Raw genomic sequence first — 20505 nt, forward strand, 5'->3', positions numbered from 1 at the left:
CGGGCCCGGCCGCGAGCCACGAACCGAAGCGCGCGGCCGATGGCGGCGCGCGCACGCGGAAGGACGCGCCGGCCGCGAGCGGCTACGGCCCGCGTCTGTCGAAGACGGCCGCCGCGGCGCCCAAGGCGGCCGACAAGCCCGCGCTGCTGCGTCCGGCGCTGAACGGCGAGAAGCCGGCGCTGGCCGCCGCCGGCACGTCCGACGACGACTGGGAGACCTTCTAAGCCATGTCGGCCGCGCGCGCACCGTTTCGACCCGATGCACCGGACGCCTCGCCTCGCGCGGGCGAGCCGGGGCGCGACTTCGCGTTCACCGGCGCGGATTTCGCACGCATCCGCGCGCTGATTCATCAACGCGCGGGGATCTCGCTGTCCGAGCACAAGCGCGACATGGCGTACAGCCGTCTCGCGCGCCGGCTGCGCGCACGCGGGCTCGACACGTTTCGCGACTACCTCGACCTGCTCGAACAGGAGAACGATCCGCTCGAGTGGGAAGCGTTCACCAACGCGCTGACGACGAACCTGACCGCGTTCTTCCGCGAGTCGCACCATTTTCCGATCCTCGCGGATTTCGTGAAGGGCCGCGCGGCACCGGTGTCGGTGTGGTGCTCGGCGGCGTCGACCGGCGAAGAGCCGTATTCGATCGCGATCACGCTGATCGAGGCGCTCGGCGAATCGGCCGCGCGCGGCGCATCGATCCTCGCGACCGACCTCGACACGCAGGTGCTCGCGAAGGCCGAGGCCGGCATCTATACGTACGACCAGGTCAAGCATCTGGCGCCGGAGCGGCTCAAGCGCTTCTTCCTGAAAGGCACCGGCGCGCAGGCCGGCCGCGTGAAGGTGCGCCCGGAGCTGCGCGCGATGATCCGCTTCGAACAGCTGAACCTGACCGATGCCGACTACGGGATCGCGAAGCCGTTCGACGCGATCTTCTGCCGCAACGTGATGATCTATTTCGACAAGCCGACGCAAGGGCAGGTGCTGTCGCGCTTCGAGCCGCTCGTGAAGCCGGGCGGGCTGCTGTTCGCCGGTCATTCGGAAAACTTCACGTACGTCACGCAGGCATTCCGGCTGCGCGGGCAGACGGTGTACGAACTGACGCGCGATGCCGTGCCGGGCACGCGTGCGCGCGGTGTCGCGGCGGTGTCGCCGCGCGCACACGTTCGCGCCGCGGGCGCCGCGCCCGCTTACGGAGACCGCGGATGAGCGCGTTGCCGATCGCGACCAATCGCTACTTCGACAATCACTTCGAACGCCCCGGCGTGAAGCTGCTGCCGAACGAGTTCTACACGACGTCCGAGGACATGGTGCTGATGACCGTGCTCGGCTCGTGCGTCGCCGCCTGCCTGCACGATCCGTTCGCGGGCATCGGCGGGATGAATCACTTCATGCTGCCCGACGACGGCGCCGATGCGGGCGCGGCCGCGTCGGAATCGATGCGCTACGGCGCGTATGCGATGGAAGTGCTGATCAACGAACTGATCAAGGCGGGCGGGCGCCGCGAACGCTTCGAGGCGAAGGTGTTCGGCGGCGCGGCCGTGCTGGCCGGGATGACGACCATCAACATCGGCGATCGCAACGCGGATTTCGTGCGCCGCTATCTCGCGCTGGAGCGCATTCGCATTACCGCGGAGGATCTGCAGGGCGTGCATCCGCGCAAGGTCGCGTTCATGCCGCACACGGGGCGCGCGATGGTGAAGAAGCTGCGGCTGCAGGTGCCGGGCGTGACCGAGCGCGAAGCCGCGGAGGCCAACCGCGTGCGCGCCGCGCGGCCGCGCGCGCACGTCGAGCTGTTCGCGGCGCAGCGGCCGGCCGCGCCGCCGCCGGCGCGTCCGCGCATCGAGCTGTTCGGCGCGCGCGGCGCCGGTGGTGCGCCGGCGACGAGCGCGAATGCCGGCGCGGCCAACCTTTCGAGAAAGCAGGAGGCATGACCGCAGTGCAGAAGATCAAAGTGTTGTGCGTCGACGACTCGGCGCTGATTCGCAGCCTGATGACGGAGATCATCAACAGCCAGCCCGACATGACGGTGTGCGCGACCGCACCCGATCCGCTGGTCGCGCGCGAGCTCATCAAGCAGCACAACCCGGACGTGCTCACGCTGGACGTCGAAATGCCGCGCATGGACGGGCTCGACTTCCTCGAGAAGCTGATGCGGCTGCGGCCGATGCCGGTCGTGATGGTGTCGTCGCTGACCGAGCGCGGCTCGGAAATCACGCTGCGCGCGCTCGAACTCGGCGCGGTGGATTTCGTGACGAAGCCGCGCGTCGGGATCCGCGACGGCATGCTCGACTACGCGGAAAAGCTCGCCGACAAGATTCGCGCGGCGTCGCGCGCCCGCGTGCGGCAGGCGCCGCAGCCGCAGGCCGCCGCGCGCGCGGCGGGCGGCCAGCCGGCTGCGCCGATGATCAACAATCCGCTCGTCAGTACCGAGAAGCTGATCATCATCGGCGCATCGACGGGCGGCACCGAGGCGATCCGCGAAGTGCTGACGCCGCTGCCGCCGGACGCGCCGGCGGTGCTGATCGCGCAGCACATGCCGCCGGGCTTCACGAAATCGTTCGCGCAGCGGCTGAACGGCCTGTGCCGGATCGCGGTGAAGGAAGCCGAGCACGGCGAGCGCGTGCTGCCGGGCCATGCGTACATCGCGCCGGGCCATGCGCACCTGCTGCTCGCGCGCAGCGGTGCGAACTACATCGCGCAGCTGTCGGAGGAGCCGCCGGTGAACCGTCACCGGCCGTCGGTCGACGTGCTGTTCCGCTCGGCGGCGCAGCACGCGGGCAAGAACGCGATCGGCGTGATCCTCACGGGGATGGGGCGCGACGGCGCGGCCGGGCTGCTCGACATGAAGCGCGCGGGCGCCCACACGTTCGCGCAGGACGAGGCGAGCTGCATCGTGTTCGGCATGCCGCGCGAGGCGATCGCGCTCGGCGGCGCGGAAGAGGTGGCGCCGCTTGCGGAGATGAGCCGGCGCGTGATGGCGCGCCTCGCGACGATGGGCGACCGCGTACAGCGGGTCTGAATGAAATGTCACGGGACGCGTGCAAGGTTGCGCGGCCCGACGGTAACGAATCTGCAAAGGAACGACGATGGACAAGAGCATGAAAATCCTGGTGGTGGACGATTTCCCGACGATGCGCCGGATCGTCCGCAACCTGCTCAAGGAACTGGGCTACGCGAACGTCGACGAAGCCGAGGACGGCGCGGCCGGCCTGGCGCGCCTGCGCGGCGGCGGCTTCGACTTCGTGATCTCCGACTGGAACATGCCGAACCTCGACGGTCTCGCGATGCTGAAGGAAATCCGCGGGGACGCGACGCTGTCGCACCTGCCGGTGCTGATGGTCACGGCCGAGTCGAAGAAGGAGAACATCATCGCGGCCGCGCAGGCCGGCGCGAGCGGCTACGTCGTGAAGCCGTTCACGGCCGCGACGCTCGACGAGAAGCTGAACAAGATCATCGACAAGATGGCGAAGGCCGGGAGCTGACGTGAACGAGCCGATTCATGCGGCGCTCGCCGGCGCGGGGTTCGACGCCGACAGCCACGCCGAAGGCGCCGACCTCGCGAGCGACCGCATCCTCGCGCGCATCGGCCAGCTCACGCGCACGCTGCGCGATTCGATGCGCGAGCTCGGGCTCGACAAGCATGTCGAGCGCGCGGCCGAAGCCGTGCCCGACGCGCGCGACCGGCTGCGCTATGTCGCGACGATGACCGAGCAGGCGGCCGAGCGCGTGCTGAACGCGATCGAGATCGCGAAGCCCGTGCAGGAGCGCATCCAGAACGAGGCCGAGGCGCTCGATGCGCGCTGGGCGCAGTGGTACGCGGCGCCGATCGAGCACGCGGAAGTGCGCGAGCTGATGGGCGACACGCGCGCGTTCCTGCACGGCTTGCCCGACGCGACGTCCGCGACCAGCGCGCAACTGCTCGAGATCATGCTCGCGCAGGATTTCCAGGATCTGACCGGGCAGGTGATCAAGAAGATCATGGACATGGTCTACCTGATCGAGCAGCAACTGCTCACCGTGCTCGTCGAGAACATCGCGCCCGAGCGGCGCGAGCAGTTCGCGGCGACCGCGGCCGCGCTCGCGGCCGAGCACGTGAGCACGACCGGCAGCCCCGAGTCGCTGCTGAACGGGCCGCAGGTCGCGCCCGAAGGCAAGTCCGACGTGGTGCAGGACCAGGCGCAGGTCGACGATCTGCTCGCGAGCCTGGGCTTCTGACCCTGCGGCATCGCGCCGGCCCTCCATGTCGTGGAGCGGCCCGGTGCGCATGGCTTTCACGTTTCCCCCGGGCCCGCCGCGAGCGGGCCGCGCTGCGTCGATTTGACACTCGGACACACTCCGCAGGCATACTACGCGTCAGCAGCAACGAAGCGTCATTCTTACGACTTTCATTGGTTGACCTGCGGCGCCGAGCCTGACAGCGGGGCCGACGGCAACGAAGCCAGTCCCTTTGGGGGGGAACGTGAAGCTGAAACGCTTGGGCTGGACCGCCGCGCATGCGGCGGTTGCGATGGGTGTGCTGTGGACCGTCCACGCACAGGCCGAACTGGGCGGCGCGCCGATGTCGCCGCCGGCGGACGATCACGCGGCCACCGTGCGCGCGCTGCAGCGCGCGATGCGCTCGGCCGACGGCGCACAGGCGAGCGCGGCCGCCTATACCGTGCGCGAAATCACGCTCGGATCGGGCACCGTCATCCACGAATACACGTCCGCGGCCGGCACCGTGTTCGGCCTCGCGTGGCGCGGGCCGGCGATGCCGGATCTGGCGTCGCTCCTCGGCAGCTATTTCCCGCAGTACACCGCCGGCGTTCAGGCGGCGCACGCGGCGCGCGGCTGGCGCGCACCGGTGTCCGTCGACACGAGCAATCTCGTGATCCGCACGGGCGGCCACATGGGCGCGTTCGCGGGCCAGGCGTGGCTGCCGGCGGCGCTGCCTGCCGGGCTGACCGGCACCGACATCCAGTGACAGCGGGAGAGCGACCTTGCGAATTCCTCGTACATTCAAGCGCTGGCTCGGCCTGCTGAGCCTGGCGGCCGCGACGGCCATGCTCGTGACGGCATGCGGCGGCGGCGACGGCGGCGATAACAACAACAACGGTAACAACGGCAATAACGGCGGCAACGCCGGCGTATCGGACGGCAACACCGCCAATACGGCCGTGATCACCGTCGGCACCGGCGTCGCGCGCGTGATCAACATCCCGACCGTCAGCGTGAAGATCTGCGTGCCCGGCACGTCGAACTGCCAGGTGGTCAACAACGTGCTCGTCGACACGGCGTCGTACGGGCTGCGGCTGGTCGGCAGCGCCGTGTCGGGCGTGCTCGGCAGCCTGCCGCAGGTGACGAGCGGCGGCGCGCCGGTCGCCGAATGCGGCAAGTTCGTGTCCAGCTACACGTGGGGCACGGTGCGTACCGTCGATCTGACGATCGGCTCGGAGCAGGCGGGCTCGCTGCCGGTGCAGATCATCGGCGACCTCGGCACGACCGGCGTACCGAGCTCGTGCACCAACGGCGGAGCGTCGGCGAACTCGGCCAGCGATCTCGGCGCGAACGGCATTCTCGGCATCGGGCCGGCGCCGGTGGACTGCGGCACGAACTGCGCGACGTCGACGTCGGCGACCTACAACAACTACTATGCGTGCCCGAACGGCAATTCGAGCTGTGCGGTTGCGCTGGTGCCGATTGCGCAGCAGGTCGCCAACCCGGTTCATCGTTTCGCGACGGACAACAACGGCGTGATCGTGCAGATGCCGAGCATTTCCAACAGCGGGCAGAGCAGCGCGACCGGCCAGCTGACGTTCGGGATCGGCACGCAGAGCAACAACGCGCTCGCCGCGTCGACGGTGATGACGTCGGCGACGACGGGCGACGTGAGCGCGACGTTCCTCGGCGGCAGCGTGACCGCGTTCTTCGATACGGGCTCGAACGCGTATTTCTTCAGCGACTCGTCGCAGACGAAGTGCTCGACCAACACGCAGTTCTACTGCCCGTCGTCGACGGCGACCTACACGGCGACGCTGACCGGCCAGAACGGGACGACGGGCGGCGTGTCGATGTCGATCCAGAACGCCGATTCGCTGTTCGCGAACCCGTCGACGTTCGCGTTCAACGACATCGCCGGCCCGTTCGGCGCGTCCGGATGGCTCGATCTCGGCATGCCGCACTTCTACGGCAAGACGATCTACTTCGGGATGGACAAGACCGCGAGCGGCGGCGCGGCGCCTTACGTCGCGTTCTGATCGCGCACGCGGCACGGCAGCAAAAGGGGGCGAGCGATCGCCCCTTTTTTTATCCCCGGGGCGGCCTCGGGCGGCGTACGGATCCAGCGCCTACGATATAAGACCAGGCACGGATGCCCGCAAGACATCGAGGAGGCAGCATCATGAGCCGGCGCTTTCAACGCATCACGCCGTTTCTGTGGTTCGACCGCGACGCCGAGGCGGCCGCCAACTTCTACGTGTCGGTGTTCGACGACGCGCGCATCGTGCACGTCGCGCGCTACGGCAAGGCCGGTGCCCAGGTGTCCGGGCACGCGGAGGGCGCGGTGATGACCGTGTCGTTCGAGCTCGACGGGGTGGCGTTCCTCGCGCTGAACGGCGGTCCGGCGTTTCCGCTCACGCCGGCCGTGTCGTTCGTGGTGAACTGCCGCGACCAGCACGAGATCGACCGCTACTGGGCGGCGCTGTCCGATGGCGGCGACGAGCGCGCGCAGCAGTGCGGCTGGCTGCGCGACCGCTTCGGCGTGTCGTGGCAGGTCGTGCCGGTGCAGATGTCCGGGTTGATGACGGGCGACCCGGCGCGCGCCGAGCGCGTGATGGCGCAGGTGATGAAGATGAAGAAGCTCGATCTCGGGCTGCTGCAGCAGGCGGCGGCCGGGTAGGAACCGCGCCCGCATGCCGGCCTCGCGTGGCCGGCATGCGGGCCGGTGCGCCCTGGCGTGCGGCGCTGCCGCCTCGGGGCGGCTTGCCTCGCCGCTTCACCTCCGGGTCGAATCCGCCGCATTGCCGCATTGCCGCATTGCCGCATTGCCGCATCCTCCCTTCCTCCGTCGTCACCTTCACCGTCCCCCCGCCGCGCCGCCGTTCGTGCCCCCGATTCCCCCGCCTCAAGCCCGTCCGATTCCCTGAAATACCCCCCTTTCCCGGCTTTGCTCGACCGATCGGCGTTTGACGCGCGCATGAATAATCGGTGTCACTGGAAAGCGGCATTTCGCCGTACCCGACTGGAGGCCCCGTGGCAGACGAGAGCGATCTCGACAGAACCGAAGCCGCCACTCCGAGACGCCGCGAGAAGGCGCGCGAGGAGGGGCAGGTCGCGCGTTCGCGCGAACTGGCTTCGTTCGCGCTGCTCGCGGCCGGGTTCTATGGCGCATGGCTGCTCGCGGGTCCGTCGGGTGCGCATCTGCAGACGATGCTGCGCGGCGCCTTCTCGTTCGACCGCGCGACGGCGTTCGACACGAACCGGATGCTGTCCGCGGCCGGCAGCGCGAGCGCCGAAGGCTTCGCCGCGCTGCTGCCGCTGCTCGCGCTGACCGGCCTGGCCGCGCTGGCCGCGCCGATGGCGCTCGGCGGCTGGCTGATCTCGCAAAAGACCTTCGAACTGAAGTTCGACCGCCTGAACCCGATCTCCGGCCTCGGCCGCATCTTCTCGATCCAGGGGCCGATCCAGTTGGGAATGTCGCTCGCGAAGACGCTCGTCGTCGGCGGGATCGGCGGGATCGCGATCTGGCGCAGCAAGGACGAACTGCTCGGCCTCGCGACCCAGCCGCTCGGCGCGGCGCTCGCCGACGCGCTGCATCTGGTCGCCGTGTGCTGCGGCACGACCGTTGCCGGGATGCTGGTCGTCGCCGCGCTCGACGTGCCTTACCAAATCTGGCAGTACAACAAGAAGTTGCGCATGACGAAGGAAGAAGTGAAGCGCGAGCATCGCGAGAACGAAGGCGATCCGCACGTGAAGGGCCGCATCCGCCAGCAGCAGCGCGCGATCGCGCGGCGCCGGATGATGGCTGCCGTGCCGAAGGCCGACGTGGTCGTCACGAACCCGACGCACTTCGCCGTCGCGCTGCAATACACGGATGGCGAGATGCGCGCGCCGAAGGTCGTCGCGAAGGGCGTGAACCTCGTCGCCGCACGCATCCGCGAGCTCGCGGCCGAGCACAACGTGCCGCTGCTCGAAGCGCCGCCGCTCGCGCGTGCGCTGTATCACAACGTCGAACTCGAACGCGAGATTCCCGGCTCGCTGTACTCGGCCGTCGCCGAGGTGCTTGCGTGGGTCTACCAGCTCAAGCGCTTCCGCGCGGAAGGCGGCGCGTTCCCGGCGGCGCCGGTCGATCTCGCCGTGCCGGCCGAGCTCGACCAGGGCACGTCGGTGCCGGCCGACGACGCACGCGAGGAAGCCGACGACGCACTCGGCACGCGAGGCGCGGCATGAGCACCCCGACCACCGGCCTGTTCGGCAAGCGCCCGAACCCGTTTGCCGGCACCAACCTGCGCGCGCTCGCCGGCCCGATCCTCATCTGCATGATCCTGGGGATGATGATCCTGCCGCTGCCGCCGATGCTGCTGGATCTGCTGTTCACGTTCAACATCGCGCTGTCGGTGATGGTGCTGCTCGTCAGCATGTATACGATGAAGCCGCTCGATTTCGCGGCATTCCCGAGCGTGCTGCTGTTCTCGACGCTGCTGCGCCTGTCGCTGAACGTCGCGTCGACGCGCGTGGTGCTGCTCGAGGGCCACACCGGCCCCGACGCGGCCGGCCAGGTGATCGAGGCGTTCGGCCACTTCCTCGTCGGCGGCAACTTCGCGGTCGGCATCGTCGTGTTCGTGATCCTGATGATCATCAACTTCATGGTCATCACGAAGGGCGCGGGGCGGATCGCCGAAGTGTCCGCGCGCTTCACGCTCGACGCGATGCCGGGCAAGCAGATGGCGATCGACGCCGACCTGAACGCGGGCCTCATCAACGAAGAGCAGGCGCGCAAGCGCCGCACCGCGGTCGCGCAGGAAGCCGAGTTCTACGGGTCGATGGACGGCGCGTCGAAGTTCGTGCGCGGCGACGCGATCGCCGGCCTGATCATCATGGCGATCAACGTGATCGGCGGGCTGATCGTCGGGATGGTCCAGCACGACATGAGCTTCGCCGCGGCGGGCACCAACTACACGCTGCTGACGATCGGCGACGGTCTCGTCGCGCAGATTCCGTCGCTCGTGATCTCGACGGCGGCCGGCGTGATCGTGTCGCGCGTCGCGACCGACGAGGACATCGGCACGCAGATCACCGGCCAGCTGTTCGCGAACCCGCGCGTGCTGGTCATCACCGGCTCGATCATCGTGCTGATGGGGCTGATCCCGGGCATGCCGCACTTCGCGTTCCTCGCGCTCGGCGGCGGCGCGATCTGGCTGGCGCGCACCCAGACCCGCCGCGCGGCGGCCCGCGTGGCGGCCGGCGACGTGACCGAGATCGCGCCGCCCGCCGCGCTGCCGGGCGAAAGCCACGAAGCGACCTGGGACGACGTGCAGCTGATCGATCCGCTCGGCCTCGAAGTCGGCTACCGGCTGATTCCGCTCGTCGACAAGAACAGCGACGGCGAGCTGCTCAAGCGCATCAAGAGCATCCGCAAGAAATTCGCGCAGGAAATCGGCTTCCTGCCGCCGGTGATCCACATCCGCGACAACCTCGAGCTGCGGCCGAACGCGTACCGGATCGCGCTGAAGGGCGTCGAGATCGGTACCGGCGAAGTGTTCCCGGGCCAGTGGCTCGCGATCAACCCGGGCCAGGTGACGGCCGCGCTGCCGGGCGCGCTCACGCAGGATCCGGCGTTCGGGCTGCCGGCCGTGTGGATCGACGTCGCGATGCGCGAGCAGGCGCAGGTGTACGGCTACACGGTGGTCGATGCGAGCACGGTGGTCGCGACGCACCTGAACCATCTGGTCGTCCAGCATGCGGCCGAACTGCTCGGCCGCCAGGAAGTGCAGGCGCTCGTCGAGCGCACCGGCAAGGACGCGCCGTCGCTCGTCGAGGATCTCGTGCCGAAGACGATCTCGCTCACGACGCTGCAGAAAGTGCTGCAGAACCTGCTCGACGAAGGCGTGCCGATCCGCGACATGCGCACGATCCTCGAATCCGTGTCCGAACACGCGGGCCGCGGCGACGCGTACGAGATCACCGCCGCGGTACGGCTGTCGCTCGGCCGCGCGATCACGCAGCAGTGGTATCCGGGCGCGGGCGAGATGCAGGTGATGGGTCTCGATTCGAATCTCGAGCGCGTGCTGTCGCAGGCGCTCGCCACCGGCGCAAATCCGGGCCTCGAGCCGGGCCTTGCGCACAACCTTCTGACCGGCACGCAGCAAGCGATGCTGCGTCAACAGAATCTCGGGCTGCCGCCCGTGCTGCTCGTGCAGCACGCGTTGCGCGCGATGCTCGCGCGTTTCCTGCGCCGCAGCCTGCCGCAATTGAAAGTGCTGTCGTACGCCGAAGTGCCGGATACACGCACGATCAAAGTCGTTAACGTCATCGGGGGTCCCGCTTGAACATTCGCAAATTCACCGGCGCGACCAGCCGCGACGCGCTTCGCCTCGTGCGCGAAGCACTCGGCGCCGACGCCGTCGTGCTGTCGAACCGCACGCTCGATGACGGTAGCGTCGAAATCGTTGCACTCGCCGATTCGGACCTCGCCGCGGTCGCGCCGTCGGCTGCCGTCCGCCCGCGCGCGAGCGCGCCGCGCGTGCCGGAGTCCGTGCCGGCCGCCGCGGTGCCGGGCATCGTGTCGCGCCCGGGCGTCGCGCCCGCGCCCGCGCGTCCGGCCGGCAATCCGTATGCCGCCGGCGCCGGCGGCCTGCCGGACGTGTTCTCGTCGGTGTTCGGCGCCAGCGCCGAAACGACGGAGCCGGCCACGTTCGACGCCGACACGAATGCGCCGGCCGAGCTGTCGCCGTCGCGCGCCGCGTCGGCGTCCGCAGCCGCCGCGCCCGCGACGTCCTCCGAACCTGCGCCGTGGCTCGTCGAGCACGCGAAGCGCCTGACGCAGCAGCGCGACGCGCTGATGATCCGTACCCACGCGGCACCCGCCGCGCCGCAAGCGCCGGCCCCCGCACCGCAGGACGCGGCGCCGGCCGGCTGGGCGCGCGACATCGTGCGCGACGCCGAACGCCGGATGCCGGCCGCGACCGCGGCCACCGCCCGTACGAACGACACCGCCGCCGCCCGTGCGAACGACGCGGACGCCGCGAAGCCGGCCGAGCGCGCGCGCCTGTCCGCCGACGCGGCCGCCGTGGTCGCCGACGCCGTGAAGTCGCGTATCGAAAGCGTCGTCAACGACACGGTGATGCACGAGCTCGGCGCGATGCGCGGGATGATGCAGGAGCAGTTCGACAGCCTGATGTGGCACGATCGCCAGCGCCGCAGCCCGGTGCACGGCGCGCTGACCAAGCACCTGTTCGCGGCCGGCTTCTCCGCGCAGCTCGTGCGGATGCTGGTCGACAACCTGCCGCCGGGCGACGGCACGCAGACCTTCGAGCAGGCTCTCGAATGGGCGCAGTCGGTGCTCGCGGCGAACCTGCCGGTGCTCGACAGCGAGGATGCGCTGATGGAGCGCGGCGGCGTGTTCGCGCTGATGGGGCCGACCGGCGTCGGCAAGACGACCACCACCGCGAAGCTCGCCGCGCGCTGCGTGATGCGCTTCGGCGCGAGCAAGGTCGCGCTGCTGACCACCGACAGCTACCGGATCGGCGGTCACGAGCAACTGCGCATCTTCGGCAAGATCCTCGGCGTGCCGGTGCACGCGGTGAAGGATGCGGGCGATCTCGCGCTCGCGCTGTCCGAACTGCGCAACAAGCACATCGTGCTGATCGACACGATCGGCATGAGCCAGCGCGATCGCGCGCTGTCCGACCAGATCGCGATGCTGCACGGCGCGAACGCGCCGGTGCAGCGCCTGCTGCTGCTCAACGCGACGAGCCACGGCGACACGCTCAACGAAGTCGTCCAGGCGTACCGCAGCGCGGGCGAGCATCCGCAGGCGGCATCCCCGGGCCTCGCCGGCTGCATCCTGACCAAGCTCGACGAGGCGACGCACCTGGGCGGCGTGCTCGACACGGTGATCCGCTACAAGCTGCCCGTTCACTACGTGTCGACCGGCCAGAAGGTGCCGGAGAACCTGTATGTCGCGACGACCCGCTTCCTGCTGAAAAGCGCGTTCTGTGTGCCGCGTGACGGCTCGCCCTTCGTGCCGCAGGACGAGGACATGCCGACGCTGCTTTCCGCACTGACCGCACGTTCCACCGCCGAGCTGCACGAGGTGCGATTTGGATAAACGGATCATCGACCAGGCCGAAGGGCTGCGCCGCCTGCTGGCCGGACGCGCGTCGCGCGTCGTCGCGGTGACGGGCGGCCCGGCGGGCGTCGGCTGCACCACCACCGTCGTGAACCTCGCGGCGGCGCTGGCCGCGCTCGGCAAGGACGTGCTCGTCGTCGACGAGCGCGCCGGCGCGCGTTCGGCCACCGCGACGCTCGCGGGCGCACGGCTGCGCGACGGCGAACGCACGCGGGTGGCCGCCGGCTTCGGCCTGTGCGCGGCCGGGCAGGGCGGCTACAGCGATGCGCAGTTGAGCGACTTCATCGACGGCCAGGCCGACATCGTGCTGGTCGATGCGCGGCCCGGCGCCGACGGCGCGCTCTCGGCGCTCGCGCGCGAGGCGCACGACGTGCTGATCGTCACGCGGGTTTCCGCGAAGGCGATCACCGAAGCCTACGCGTGCATGAAGCGCCTGCACTTCGCGCAAGCGCTCGCGCAGTTCCGCGTGCTGACCAACCACGTCGGCAACCACGCGGACGCGAAGACCGCCTTCGACAACCTGGCGGGCGTCGCGAGCCGCTACCTGACGGTGTCGATCGCGGATGCCGGCTGCGTGAGCGCCGACCCGCTCGTCGAGCGGGCGCGCGAACTGACGCACACCGCGGTCGACGCGTTCCCGTCGTCGGCGGCCGCGCGCGACTACCGGCAGATTGCCGCCGACTTGCTGTACTGGCCGATGCGCCCGCGTTCGGGGGCGGGCCGCGCCGTCCACGCGGGCGGCAAGCCGTCGTACGAGGCGAGTGCGGCCCACGCCGCGTGAGCGAAGGAGAGAGCCATGATGTACAACGCTCAAGGAAAGATGACCCAGGCCGACGTGCTCGCGCAATACGCGCCGCTCGTGCGGCGCCTGGGGTTGCAGCTCGTCGCGAAGATGCCGGCGAGCGTCGATCTCGACGACCTGATCCAGGCCGGCATGATCGGCCTGATGGATGCGGCCGGCCGCTACAAGGAAGACCAGGGCGCGCAGTTCGAGACCTATGCGACGCAGCGCATTCGCGGCGCGATGCTCGACGAGCTGCGCAGCAACGACTGGCTGCCGCGCAGCCTGCGCAAGACGTCGCGCGAGGTCGAGCACGCGGTGCACCAGGTCGAGCAGCAGCTCGGCCGCTCGGCGAGCGAGGCCGAGATCGCGCAGCACCTGAAGATGCCGCTCGACGAATACCAGGGGATGCTGCAGGACCTGCACGGCAGCCAGCTCATCTACTACGAGGATTTCGACCGCGCGGCCGACGACGAGCCGTTCCTCGACCGCTATCGCGTCGATCACGCCGATCCGCTGTCGGCGCTGCTCGACGACCATCTGCGCGATGCGCTCGTCGACGCGATCGAGCGGCTGCCCGAGCGCGAGAAGCTGCTGATGTCGCTGTATTACGAGCGCGGGCTGAACCTGCGCGAGATCGGCGCGGTGCTCGAAGTCAGCGAGTCGCGCGTGTGCCAGCTGCACAGCCAGGCCGTTGCGCGGCTGCGCGCGCGGTTGCGCGAACAGGCGTGGGTCGGCGCGGAAACCTGACCCTTTCATTGTGCCCACGCGCGCGGACGCCGCGCGTGCCGCGCAATTCTCGCGCCGATTTGCTACAATCCCTCCCGTTTTCCGAGGAGCGTTGCGACGGACCTTCTGCGTCCGCCAGGCTCGGAGAGCTTCACCAAGCAGCCGTGCGGCGAGATGTTGGATTCGCGCCGGCCCCGCTTCCTGAACGGCGCTCACGTCACCAATCTAGAAACTTTTTAGAAAGGAGGGCGTGATGAACGCCATTATCGATTCCCAGGCTTCCAAGGATTACGTCGTCGCCGACATGGCGCTTGCCGGCTGGGGCCGCAAGGAACTGAACATCGCCGAGACCGAAATGCCGGGCCTCGTGCAGATCCGCGACGAATACAAGGCGCAGCAGCCGCTGAAGGGCGCGCGCATCGCGGGTTCGCTGCACATGACGATCCAGACCGGCGTGCTGATCGAGACGCTGAAGGCGCTCGGCGCCGATGTCCGCTGGGCGTCGTGCAACATCTTCTCGACGCAGGACCACGCGGCTGCCGCGATCGTCGAATCGGGCACGCCGGTGTTCGCGTTCAAGGGCGAGTCGCTCGACGAATACTGGGAGTTCTCGCACCGCATCTTCGAATGGCCGAACGGCGAATTCGCGAACATGATCCTGGACGACGGCGGTGACGCAACGCTGCTGCTGATCCTCGGCTCGAAGGCCGAGAAGGACCGTTCGGTGATCGCGAAGCCGACCAACGAGGAAGAAGTCGCGCTGTACAAGTCGATCGCGACGCACCTCGACGCCGACCCGACCTGGTACTCGACGCGCCTCGCGCACATCAAGGGCGTGACCGAGGAAACCACGACCGGCGTGCACCGCCTGTACCAGATGGAAAAGGACGGCCGCCTGCCGTTCCCGGCGTTCAACGTGAACGACTCGGTCACCAAGTCGAAGTTCGACAACCTGTACGGCTGCCGTGAATCGCTCGTCGACGGCATCAAGCGCGCGACCGACGTGATGATCGCGGGCAAGGTCGCGGTCGTCGCGGGCTACGGCGACGTGGGCAAGGGCTGCGCGCAATCGCTGCGCGGCCTGGGCGCGACCGTGTGGGTCACCGAAATCGATCCGATCTGCGCGCTGCAGGCGGCGATGGAAGGCTACCGCGTCGTGACGATGGAATACGCGGCCGACAAGGCCGACATCTTCGTGACGGCGACCGGCAACTTCCACGTGATCGGCCACGATCACATGAAGGCGATGCGCCACAACGCGATCGTCTGCAACATCGGCCACTTCGACTCGGAAATCGACGTCGCGTCGACCCGCCAGTACCAGTGGGAAAACATCAAGCCGCAGGTCGACCACATCATCTTCCCGGACGGCAAGCGCGTGATCCTGCTGGCCGAAGGCCGCCTGGTGAACCTCGGCTGCGCGACCGGCCACCCGTCGTTCGTGATGTCGAACTCGTTCGCGAACCAGACGCTCGCGCAGATCGAACTGTTCGTGCGCGGCGCCGAGTACGAAAACAAGGTGTACGTGCTGCCGAAGCACCTCGATGAAAAGGTCGCGCGCCTGCACCTCGCGCGCATCGGCGCGAACCTGTCCGTGCTGTCGGACGAGCAGGCTTCATATATCGGCGTGCAGAAGGACGGCCCGTTCAAGCCGAACCACTACCGCTACTGATGCGTCGCCGCTACCGTGCCGCGCACGCCCCGCTACGGGGCGCGCGGCGCGGCGGCGGCGCCTGACCGCACAGATCGACAACCGAACCGGAGCCCTCCATGAGCGTCATCCTCACCTGGGTCATCAACGCCCTCGCGCTGCTGATCATCACGTACCTCGTGCCGTCGATCCACATCAAGAGCTTCGGCACCGCGCTGATCATCGCGGTCGTGCTGGGCCTGATCAACACGGTGATTCGTCCGGTGCTGATCCTGCTGACGCTGCCCGTCACGATCGTCACGCTCGGGGTGTTCATCCTCGTCGTGAACGCGTTGTGCTTCTGGTTCGCGTCGTCGCTGCTGAAGGGCTTCGAGGTGTCGGGTTTCTGGTCCGCCTTCTTCGGTTCGATCCTGTACAGCATCGTGTCGTGGCTGCTGTCCGCGCTGATCTTCGGGCAGCGCGACTTCGGCTGACGGCGCGGGCCTCTCTTCCGAATCATGAAACCGATCGAACTCTCGTTTGAATTCTTCCCGCCGAAAACGGCGGAAGGCGTCGAGAAGCTGCGCGCGACGCGTGCGCAGCTGCTGCCGCTGAAGCCGAAATTCGTCTCCGTGACGTTCGGCGCCGGCGGCTCGACGCAGCAGGGCACGCTCGATACCGTGCTCGACATGCAGAAGGACGGCCTCGAGGCCGCCCCTCACCTGTCGTGCATCGGCTCGTCGCGCGACAGCCTGCGCGCGATCCTCGACCAATACCGCTCGCACGGCATCCGGCATATCGTCGCGCTGCGCGGCGACCTGCCGTCGGGGATGGGCGCGGTCGGCGAGCTGCGTTATGCGTCCGAGCTCGTCAGCTTCATCCGCGCCGAGCATGGCGACTGGTTCCACATCGAAGTCGCCGGTTATCCGGAGTACCACCCGCAATCGCGTTCGCCCAAGGCCGATCTCGAGAACTTCGCGCGCAAGGTGAAGGCCGGCGCGAATTCCGCGATCACGCAGTACTTCTTCAACGCCGACGCGTATTTCCGCTTCGTCGACGATGCGCGCAAGCTGGGTGTGGACGTGCCGATCGTGCCGGGCATCATGCCGATCACGAACTTCTCGCAACTGATGCGCTTCTCGGAAATGTGCGGCGCGGAAGTGCCGCGCTGGGTCGCGCGCCGGCTCGAGAGCTTCGGCGACGATCGCGACGCGATCCGTGCATTCGGCGCGGATGTCGTCACCGATCTGTGCCGGCGCCTGATCGACGCGGGCGTGCCGGGGCTGCACTTCTACACGCTGAACGCGGCGTCCGCGACCCGGACGATCTGCGATCGACTCGCCGGCTAAGCGCTGCGCGACGTCCGCATGCGAAAAGCCCCGCCGGTTCTGCCGGCGGGGCTTTTTTATTGCCGCGGCGCGGTTCGGTTCGGCCCGGCCCGGTTCAGCGCTGCGCCTGCATCAGCGGCGGGCGCCGGTCGAACCACGGCCGCGCCTGTTCGAGCTGGCGCGCGAGCCGGAGCAGCAGCGCATCGTCGGCATGGCGCGCGACGAACTGCACGCCGATCGGCAGCCCGCGTGCGTTCCAGTAGAGCGGCACCGACATCGCGGGCTGCCCGGTCAGGTTGAACAGCTCGGTGCAGCCGGCCCACGCGAACGCCTTCTCCGACGCCTTCGACAGCATTTCCTGCAGCAGCGGCTTCACCGGCAGCACGCCGAGCAGCTTCATCTGCGCGGCTTCGAACGACGTCGGCTGCAGCTCGCCGATCTTGACCGGCGGGCCCGCGAGTGTCGCGCACAGAATCGCGTCGTAGCGCGACACGAGGCCGGCCACCTGCACGGTGAGCTGGCGCTGCCATTCGAGCACGTCCGGCAGGCGCGCACGCGCCACGCGCCGGCCGACGACGGCCATCGCCCACGTCGCGGGCTCGAACTCGTTGCGCTTCGGGGGGCGCCCGGTCAGCGCGCGCGCGCCGAGCACCATCTCCTCGGCGATCGTCGCCCACAGCGTGAGGAAGGTTTCGGCCGCGCGGGCATGGTCGATGTTCAGCGTCGCCGGTTCGACGTGATGGCCGAGCGATTCGACGAGCGCGGCCGCGTCGTTCAGCGCGGCGAGCGTATCGCCGGCGAGCGCGGGCGCGAGCATCGGATCGACGACGAGGCCGATCCGCAGCGGGCCGGGCGGCGTGTCGAGCGCGCCGAGGTAGGTGCCGGGCGCGCCGGGCGGCAGCGTCTGCCCGGTCGTCACGTCGAGCAGCAGCGCGCTGTCGCGCACGCTGCGCGCGACCGCGTGCTGGACGACCAGCTCGCCGTTCGACGGCAGGTCGACCAGCAGCGGGTTGCGGCTCGGCTTCAGGCCGAACAGCCCGCAGCACGATGCCGGAATCCGGATCGAGCCGCCGCCGTCGGACGCATGCGCGATCGGCACGATGCCGGCCGCGACGGCCGCCGCCGCGCCGCCGCTCGAACCGCCCGGCGTGTGATCGAGGTTCCACGGGTTGCGGCACGCGCCGAACAGCTGGGGTTCGGTGTACGGCATCTGGCCGATCTCGGACGTGTTGGTCTTGCCGAACACGTTGAGCCCCGCCGCGCGGCTTCGCGCGATCACCGGCGAATCGTCGGCGGGCACGAAGTAGCGGTAGTGCCGGCTGCCCATCGACAGCGGCAGCCCGGCGACCGCCGCGCCGAGATCCTTCACGAGATACGGGACGCCGGCGAACGGTGCGTCGGCGCCGGCATCGGCGGCCGGCTCCGCCCGCTTGCGCGCGGCGTCGTAGTCCTGCAGCACGATCGCGTTGACCGCGCCGTTGACCGCTTCGGCCTGCCCGATCGCGGCGTCGAGCAGTTCGCGCGGGCTCGCCTTGCGTTCGCGCACGAGCGCGGCGAGGCCGATCGCGTCGTGCGCGAGATAGTCCGAGTGCATCGCTGTCACCCCCGTTGTGACTCGTGGCGATGAAAGGAGAATAACGCGGGGCCGGCCCCGCTTGCGCTTACAGCTGCTCGGCGAGGAACGTCAGCGTGCGGCCGTGCGCGAGCGCCGATGCGCGCTGATGGTACGACGCGCGGTCCGTGCAGTTGAAGCCGTGCTCGGCGCCCGGGTACACGTGGAACGACGCGTTGCCGCGGCCCGCGAATGCGCCCTTCACCTGTTCGACGGCCTCGAGCGGGATCCCGTGATCGTTTTCCGCGTAGTGGAACAGGATCGGCTGCGTGACCTTGCCGGCGAGGTCGAGCGCATTCTGGATGCCGCCGCCGTAATAGGCGACCGCCGCATCGACCTTGCCCGCGGCCGCCGCGCGATACGCGAGCTGGCCGCCGAAGCAGTAGCCGATCGCGGCGATCTTGCCGGCGACTTCGGGGCGTGCGCGCAGCGCGTCGGCGGCCGCGCCGATGTCCGCGACCGCGAGGCCGATGTCGGTCTTCTTCATCAGCTCGATGCCTTTGTCGCGATCGGCGCCTTCATAGGTCAGCTCGACGCGCGGCTGCGTGCGCCAGAACACGTCCGGCGCGAGCGCGACGAAGCCGTCGGCCGCGTACTGATCCGCGACCGCGCGGATGTGCGAGTTCACGCCGAAGATCTCCTGGATGATGATGACGGCGGGGCCTTTGCCGCGCTTGGGCAGCGCGAGATAGCCGCCGAAGCTGTCGTTACCGGTCGGGATGTCGATCCATTGGGCAGTCACGTTTGAACTCCTGGCGAACGGGTGCGCGCGATGCGCGCCGTGGGTGGAAGAGGGGCGGCCTAGTGTGCCACCAATCCCGGGGTGGTGCAGCGCGCGCAAGGTATGCGCCCGCGATGCGGACGTGCTTCTCCCGCACGTTGTCGAACCCGCTTCTCGCGCAGCGATCGTTTCGATCTCGATTATTCATTTTTCGGCGCCGCGCCGCTTCGATAGAGTCGATGTGTCGGCCTTTACAAAGCGCTTTCGCGCATCGTCATCGAAGGATTCGCCATGTCCGCCCGTTCATTCTCCACACCGTTTTCCGAACGCTTCGGCCTGCGCCTGCCGCTCGTGCAGGCGCCGATGGTCGGCGCGACCACGGCCGCGATGGTCGCGGCCGCTTCCAATGCCGGCGCGCTCGGCAGTCTCGGCGCCGGCGCGTTCGCGCCCGATCGCCTCGCGGCCGAAGTCGACGCCATTCGCGCGGCGACCGATCGTCCGTTCGCCGTGAACCTGTTCGTGCTGCCGGATGCCTCGCCCGACGCGGCGACCGTTGCGCGTGCGCTCGCCGCGATCGATCCGCTGAATGCGACGCTCGGGTTGCCGCCGGGCACCGCGCCCGCGCGGTATGCGCCCGACTTCCGCGCGCAGCTCGATGCGCTCGTCACACTGCGCGTGCCGGTCGCGAGCTTCACGTTCGGCGTGCTCGACGCGGCCGACGTCGCGCGCCTGAAGGCCGTCGGCACCTACGTGATCGGCACCGCGACGCACGTTGCCGAAGGGCTCGCGTGGCAGGCGGCCGGCGCCGACGCGTTGTCCGCGCAGGGGGCCGAGGCCGGCGGGCATCGCGGCACCTTCATCGGCCCGGCCGACGATGCGCTGATCGGCACGCTCGCGCTGGTGCCGCAGCTCGTCGATGCGACCGGCCTGCCGGTGCTCGCCGCGGGCGGCATCATGGACGGCCGCGGGATCGCCGCCGCGCTCGCGCTGGGCGCGCAGGGCGCACAGCTCGGCACCGCGTTCCTCACCTGCGCGGAGAGCGCGATCGCGGCCGACTGGAAAGCGCGCCTGCTCGCGAGCGCCGATACGTCGACGCAGGTGACGCGCGCGATCACCGGGCGCCATGCGCGCGGGTTGCGCAACACGCTGATGGCGCGGCTCGGCGAGCGTGTCGCCGACGCCGCGCCGTATCCGGTGCAGAACGCGCTGACGCAGCCGCTGCGCCAGGCGGCCGCGCGCGCGAACGACGGCGACTATCTGTCGCTGTGGGCCGGGCAGGGCGCGCCGCTCGCGCGGCGACGCGACGCCGCGCTGACGACGTCGCAACTCGTCGCGGCGCTCGACGCCGAATGGCGTGCGACGCTCGCATGAATGGAG

At 69.3% G+C, this 20505-nt stretch carries 19 protein-coding genes, 1 pseudogene and 1 riboswitch; of the genes and pseudogenes, 18 read left to right on the plus strand and 2 right to left on the minus strand.

The annotated features are described in order from the left end of the window. From BME24068_RS30150 to metF, 17 genes and pseudogenes are all read left to right on the plus strand, one after another. A pseudogene (locus BME24068_RS30150) lies at window positions 1–224 on the plus strand (methyl-accepting chemotaxis protein); the annotation flags it as partial. Window positions 225–227: 3 nt separating this feature from the next. Then, complete coding sequence (locus tag BME24068_RS30155) at window positions 228–1205, plus strand: CheR family methyltransferase (RefSeq protein ID WP_096509062.1); 978 nt, start codon at window positions 228–230, stop codon at window positions 1203–1205. After that, entirely contained in the window at window positions 1202–1930 is a 729-nt protein-coding gene (cheD, locus tag BME24068_RS30160) for a chemoreceptor glutamine deamidase CheD (RefSeq protein WP_115531415.1), read from the plus strand. Before BME24068_RS30155 ends, cheD begins: the two co-directional genes overlap by 4 nt. After that, window positions 1927–3018: a protein-glutamate methylesterase/protein-glutamine glutaminase gene (locus BME24068_RS30165; RefSeq protein ID WP_174928238.1), complete on the plus strand. Its 1092-nt coding sequence runs from the start codon at window positions 1927–1929 to the stop codon at window positions 3016–3018. The genes cheD and BME24068_RS30165 overlap by 4 nt, the downstream gene beginning before the upstream one ends. A gap of 67 nt (window positions 3019–3085) precedes the next feature. Continuing rightward, window positions 3086–3481: a chemotaxis response regulator CheY gene (gene cheY / locus BME24068_RS30170; protein ID WP_096508167.1), complete on the plus strand. Its 396-nt coding sequence runs from the start codon at window positions 3086–3088 to the stop codon at window positions 3479–3481. 1 nt (window position 3482) lies between these two features. Continuing rightward, complete coding sequence (gene cheZ, locus BME24068_RS30175) at window positions 3483–4214, plus strand: protein phosphatase CheZ (protein ID WP_096508168.1); 732 nt, start codon at window positions 3483–3485, stop codon at window positions 4212–4214. A gap of 244 nt (window positions 4215–4458) precedes the next feature. Further along, a complete protein-coding gene (locus BME24068_RS30180; RefSeq protein WP_174928239.1) occupies window positions 4459–4962 on the plus strand; it encodes a DUF2844 domain-containing protein in 504 nt (167 codons plus the stop codon). 16 nt (window positions 4963–4978) lie between these two features. Then, window positions 4979–6235, plus strand: a complete 1257-nt coding sequence (locus BME24068_RS30185; protein ID WP_096508169.1) for a DUF3443 domain-containing protein — start codon at window positions 4979–4981, stop codon at window positions 6233–6235. A 143-nt stretch (window positions 6236–6378) separates the two neighbouring features. Next, window positions 6379–6876 (plus strand): VOC family protein, encoded by a 498-nt coding sequence (locus tag BME24068_RS30190; RefSeq protein ID WP_174928240.1) that lies wholly within the window; start codon window positions 6379–6381, stop codon window positions 6874–6876. Between the two features lie 353 nt (window positions 6877–7229). Further along, on the plus strand, window positions 7230–8426 hold the full coding sequence (gene flhB / locus BME24068_RS30195; protein ID WP_174928241.1) for a flagellar biosynthesis protein FlhB: 1197 nt from the start codon (window positions 7230–7232) through the stop codon (window positions 8424–8426). After that, on the plus strand, window positions 8423–10525 hold the full coding sequence (gene flhA / locus BME24068_RS30200) for a flagellar biosynthesis protein FlhA (RefSeq protein WP_096508172.1): 2103 nt from the start codon (window positions 8423–8425) through the stop codon (window positions 10523–10525). The genes flhB and flhA overlap by 4 nt, the downstream gene beginning before the upstream one ends. Then, window positions 10522–12306 carry a flagellar biosynthesis GTPase FlhF gene (flhF, locus tag BME24068_RS30205; RefSeq protein ID WP_174928242.1) on the plus strand — a complete coding sequence of 595 codons (1785 nt, stop codon included), beginning with the start codon at window positions 10522–10524 and terminating at the stop codon, window positions 12304–12306. The genes flhA and flhF overlap by 4 nt, the downstream gene beginning before the upstream one ends. Next, on the plus strand, window positions 12299–13108 hold the full coding sequence (locus BME24068_RS30210) for an AAA family ATPase (protein ID WP_174928243.1): 810 nt from the start codon (window positions 12299–12301) through the stop codon (window positions 13106–13108). The genes flhF and BME24068_RS30210 overlap by 8 nt, the downstream gene beginning before the upstream one ends. A gap of 15 nt (window positions 13109–13123) precedes the next feature. Continuing rightward, window positions 13124–13858 carry an RNA polymerase sigma factor FliA gene (locus BME24068_RS30215; RefSeq protein ID WP_096508175.1) on the plus strand — a complete coding sequence of 245 codons (735 nt, stop codon included), beginning with the start codon at window positions 13124–13126 and terminating at the stop codon, window positions 13856–13858. Between the two features lie 77 nt (window positions 13859–13935). Beyond that, a riboswitch (S-adenosyl-L-homocysteine riboswitch) is annotated at window positions 13936–14058 on the plus strand. Between the two features lie 32 nt (window positions 14059–14090). Next, on the plus strand, window positions 14091–15509 hold the full coding sequence (gene ahcY, locus BME24068_RS30220) for an adenosylhomocysteinase (RefSeq protein WP_096508176.1): 1419 nt from the start codon (window positions 14091–14093) through the stop codon (window positions 15507–15509). 98 nt (window positions 15510–15607) lie between these two features. Then, window positions 15608–15961 carry a phage holin family protein gene (locus BME24068_RS30225; protein WP_096508177.1) on the plus strand — a complete coding sequence of 118 codons (354 nt, stop codon included), beginning with the start codon at window positions 15608–15610 and terminating at the stop codon, window positions 15959–15961. 24 nt (window positions 15962–15985) lie between these two features. Continuing rightward, the gene (metF, locus tag BME24068_RS30230; protein ID WP_096508178.1) at window positions 15986–16816 is read left to right on the plus strand and encodes a methylenetetrahydrofolate reductase [NAD(P)H]; all 831 of its coding nucleotides are present in this window, start codon (window positions 15986–15988) and stop codon (window positions 16814–16816) included. 94 nt (window positions 16817–16910) lie between these two features. Here metF and BME24068_RS30235 read toward each other — a convergent pair whose 3' ends face one another. Both BME24068_RS30235 and BME24068_RS30240 read right to left on the minus strand, forming a co-directional pair. Then, window positions 16911–18389 carry an amidase gene (locus BME24068_RS30235; RefSeq protein ID WP_174928273.1) on the minus strand — a complete coding sequence of 493 codons (1479 nt, stop codon included), beginning with the start codon at window positions 18387–18389 and terminating at the stop codon, window positions 16911–16913. A gap of 67 nt (window positions 18390–18456) precedes the next feature. After that, complete coding sequence (locus BME24068_RS30240) at window positions 18457–19149, minus strand: dienelactone hydrolase family protein (RefSeq protein WP_096508180.1); 693 nt, start codon at window positions 19147–19149, stop codon at window positions 18457–18459. Window positions 19150–19419: 270 nt separating this feature from the next. Here BME24068_RS30240 and BME24068_RS30245 point away from each other — a divergent pair, with 270 nt between their 5' ends. Further along, entirely contained in the window at window positions 19420–20499 is a 1080-nt protein-coding gene (locus tag BME24068_RS30245; protein WP_174928244.1) for an NAD(P)H-dependent flavin oxidoreductase, read from the plus strand. The last annotated feature ends 6 nt before the right edge of the window (window positions 20500–20505 follow it).

Source organism: Burkholderia anthina, from assembly GCF_902498995.1.
Classification (GTDB): Bacteria; Pseudomonadota; Gammaproteobacteria; order Burkholderiales; family Burkholderiaceae; genus Burkholderia; species Burkholderia anthina.

Excerpts from the sequence above, each read along its gene's own strand:
- BME24068_RS30245 (WP_174928244.1), top strand. The coding sequence starts at position 19,420 with ATGTCCGCCCGTTCATTCTCCACACCGTTTTCCGAACGCTTCGGCCTG.
- cheD (WP_115531415.1), top strand. The coding sequence starts at position 1,202 with ATGAGCGCGTTGCCGATCGCGACCAATCGCTACTTCGACAATCACTTC.
- BME24068_RS30225 (WP_096508177.1), top strand. The coding sequence starts at position 15,608 with ATGAGCGTCATCCTCACCTGGGTCATCAACGCCCTCGCGCTGCTGATC.
- BME24068_RS30155 (WP_096509062.1), top strand. The coding sequence starts at position 228 with ATGTCGGCCGCGCGCGCACCGTTTCGACCCGATGCACCGGACGCCTCG.
- BME24068_RS30165 (WP_174928238.1), top strand. The coding sequence starts at position 1,927 with ATGACCGCAGTGCAGAAGATCAAAGTGTTGTGCGTCGACGACTCGGCG.
- flhA (WP_096508172.1), top strand. The coding sequence starts at position 8,423 with ATGAGCACCCCGACCACCGGCCTGTTCGGCAAGCGCCCGAACCCGTTT.
- BME24068_RS30235 (WP_174928273.1), bottom strand. The coding sequence starts at position 18,389 with ATGCACTCGGACTATCTCGCGCACGACGCGATCGGCCTCGCCGCGCTC.
- BME24068_RS30215 (WP_096508175.1), top strand. The coding sequence starts at position 13,124 with ATGATGTACAACGCTCAAGGAAAGATGACCCAGGCCGACGTGCTCGCG.
- metF (WP_096508178.1), top strand. The coding sequence starts at position 15,986 with ATGAAACCGATCGAACTCTCGTTTGAATTCTTCCCGCCGAAAACGGCG.
- BME24068_RS30190 (WP_174928240.1), top strand. The coding sequence starts at position 6,379 with ATGAGCCGGCGCTTTCAACGCATCACGCCGTTTCTGTGGTTCGACCGC.
- cheY (WP_096508167.1), top strand. The coding sequence starts at position 3,086 with ATGGACAAGAGCATGAAAATCCTGGTGGTGGACGATTTCCCGACGATG.
- ahcY (WP_096508176.1), top strand. The coding sequence starts at position 14,091 with ATGAACGCCATTATCGATTCCCAGGCTTCCAAGGATTACGTCGTCGCC.